This is a genomic window from Paenibacillus sp. 01L418, assembly GCF_056400045.1.
The window spans coordinates 1-2,433 of sequence record NZ_JBFTSN010000651.1; the positions used below are offsets into that span (position 1 = coordinate 1).

The following is a 2,433-nucleotide window of genomic DNA, read 5'->3' on the forward strand; positions in this document are numbered from 1 at the left end:
ATATTTACATCTAAAATCTTCTTAGCAGAATTATATCTAACTAACTCAATCGATGTGTCAATAACATTTGAACTAGAAATATATTTGTCGTTAATATATGTTTCCATTAAGTAATTCGTAGGTACAGCCACCCTTAATTTAATTTCATCACTAATAAAAGGGATTATCCACAATAAAGTAAAGGGTATCAATAATAGTATAGTGAGGATTCCTTCTTCAGACCTCCACTTATCTTTCATAAAGAACAGAAAAATAGCAAATAAAATTGACAAAAATGAAACGTAAAGGGTACGCCGCCTGCACTCTCATAGAACAAAGCACTGTCATGGGCAACGTAATGAGCGCCAAGCCCGGCGTTTTTTAATTGCTCGGGTGTCGCATCTTTTGTTAATTTATATATCATTATAGAAATGATTTACAAACGAGCGAATTCGTTGGGATTTTCTTAGGCACAGCAAGACTTTTCGAATTTGAATATTTCGGTATTAATACCTTTTGACTACAAATCGTCAATTCAATAACCAGTGTACAGTCTCACGCTAAGTTCAAGATCTACCTCTATAGCCAGCAGGTGGTGTTTTAACTTCAGAGTGGGTTGGAGCAGGAGACGCTGATTTAAAAATAGCAGCATCTACTTCAAATACACTAACAGCAATTTGATTGTTGCCGTGAACTTGCGCTATTTGGCGAGCATGCTTCGTAAATGGAGCTTGAACTGTAGAACCTCCAAACTCTCCTGTGTTTGCTAAAATAACAGGTTGACACAATTGATAATGTAAAGCGGCAACCATATTATCAAATGTTTGAATATCTTGATTAATAGCTGCAATTACAAATATATCTGATACTTCACGTAAGTCTGCAACTAATGCTAGATCAGTTGTGTCATAGCAAATTGCGCCGGCTATACGTATTTTTCTTTATTCTTCAGAACCCATTTCTATAATAATTTGATGCTCTTGGCGTAGAAGCCATAAGGCTTGATTAGTCCGACCCTTTAAATTTTCTGAATGAACAAAAGTCAATTCGGCAAAATAAATAAGCCATGATCACAAAATACGACCATGACTTCAAATTTAGGTTTATTGGATTTTTTGTCGTACCTAGGGAGTTTATTGAAGCCCGTGCTTTTTGTGATAAAAAGAAGATGCAGCCTACTTTTTTAGGCTGCATCCTCCTCTACTCTTTTAATATGTTAATTAGTTACCGAGTTGCCTTCTTTCAATTCAAATTCACCAATAACTGTTAAACCATCTTGATCATATAAAGAGATTACTTGGATATCACCATTACTGTTACTAATAGTTGCCTCTTGAAGACTAGATGCAATTGGAAATAAATCGTCAGCCTTGACATACCCTTGAACTCCATTGGTGCCCTCTGCTAAAATTAAATCTGGCTCTTCTCCTATTTTAGATTCTAATAATCCGGAACCATAGGTTTCCCCATTATTATTTACAGCGTATTCTTCTTGATCTTTCAAGTTATCTGGTAATTGATTAGTTCCGGAAAATTTGTTTGATGAATTTGATAGAATAACATTAGGAGATTTAGTTAATTCAATACCAACATAACCATTACCATTGTAATATTGAACTTTACCCTGCCCATAATATGTAGCTTCATCTGTAACTGTTGCTTGTTGCGCCGTATTAGTTACAAGGAGCGAAGTTGCAGAAGTAGTATATTTCACAGGGCTTGCAACTTTTAAAACAGCAGTTGTAAAATTATATAAACGAGCCTGTCCACCCATATAACCTGAAGGTGCGTTACCGCCACCGTCTACTTGGACTATTAGTGTAGATTGTGCTTGATAGGTATTCCAAGTCCATAGTGAAACCTCTGCTGTTGAATAAGCATTGTAAGTATACCCATTAACTGTTGATTTCGTCTTCGATGATTCTGTTGATGCTGCACCACCAGCAAATACTGTTGTTGATATTAATAAGATAGACAAAGCACATACTCCCGTTACTTTAGCAGTTAAATTTTTCCATTTCATTGAAATTACCGCCCCTTATAAAATAGTTTTTATGATAAATTTTATTTATCACCATTGGAAGAAGAATAAATTATAAATTCACCAATAATAGTTTTACCGTCTGTTTCATATAGCGGGAGTGATACATAACCAAGTTTTTCCATTGACTTGTTATATGCCAAAGCTTCTTCTATTGACGACATTGATGGTTCTAAATCTGTAGATTTAACATATCCCACAACCCCATTTTTACCTTCTGCTTTAATTAAATCAGGCCCCTGATTTACACCTTCAGGGAATGGTCCATGTCCATATGTTTGACCTTGATCATTTGTTGGATATGCACTCGCTGTCGGTTCTATAACCTCTCCATTTGTATTTGAAGAAGTTTGGCTAGTATGATTAGAGTCATGAACAGTGGACATAACTGCTATTAAAGAGAAACTAATGAT

General features: G+C 35.3%; 2 protein-coding genes and 1 pseudogene. All 3 read right to left on the reverse strand.

Annotation, left to right across the window (positions count from 1 at the left end; genetic code table 11):
• Window positions 1–265: 265 nt before the first annotated feature.
• Window positions 266–415 (reverse strand): annotated as a pseudogene (locus AC1DSE_RS34165) (spore coat protein CotJC); the annotation flags it as partial.
• Window positions 416–1,195: 780 nt separating this feature from the next.
• Window positions 1,196–2,002 carry a peptidase gene (locus tag AC1DSE_RS34170; RefSeq protein WP_441886954.1) on the reverse strand — a complete coding sequence of 269 codons (807 nt, stop codon included), beginning with the start codon at window positions 2,000–2,002 and terminating at the stop codon, window positions 1,196–1,198.
• 41 nt (window positions 2,003–2,043) lie between these two features.
• Window positions 2,044–2,433 (reverse strand): hypothetical protein (locus AC1DSE_RS34175; protein WP_477529005.1); only part of this gene is annotated, 390 nt, incomplete at its 5' end.